The following is a 413-nucleotide window of genomic DNA, read 5'->3' on the forward strand; positions in this document are numbered from 1 at the left end:
AGCCCCGTTTCCGCGCCGATTGACAGTCTACAAGACGGCCACCCTCTACTTCTACGCCGACGGGCTGCGCTGGCGCTTCACCGGCGCAGTCGGCACCTGGTCCCTCGAGCTCTCCACCGGCGGCATCGGCTTCCTCGTCTTCGAGCTGCGCGCCCAGATGCTGGACAAGGCAGCCGTCGCATTGCCGACCGGCTGGAACACCGCGATCCGCCCGACGCCGCCGCGCTTTGTCGGCGGACGCTGCCAGGTGAACCAGCAGGTCGCCCGCGCGCGGCGCCTGGTGCTCGAGGCGGGCGTTGGCGTGACCCTGCCGGACAACCCCGAAGCCGCCGAGGGCTACGACCCCGCCGTTCCCGTGGAGCGCGACGCGCGCGGCTCCATCGACCCACTGATGAACACCACGACCGCGGTCG

At 71.2% G+C, this 413-nt stretch carries 1 protein-coding gene; it reads left to right on the plus strand.

Going from position 1 to position 413, the window contains the following annotated elements; all coding sequences use genetic code 11:
- Positions 1–19: 19 nt before the first annotated feature.
- The coding region (locus tag ACLF3M_RS35430) for a hypothetical protein (protein WP_430661718.1) at positions 20–413 on the plus strand (394 nt) is incomplete at its 3' end.

It is taken from the genome of Falsiroseomonas sp. HW251, assembly GCF_050563545.1.
Classification (GTDB): Bacteria; Pseudomonadota; Alphaproteobacteria; order Acetobacterales; family Acetobacteraceae; genus Falsiroseomonas.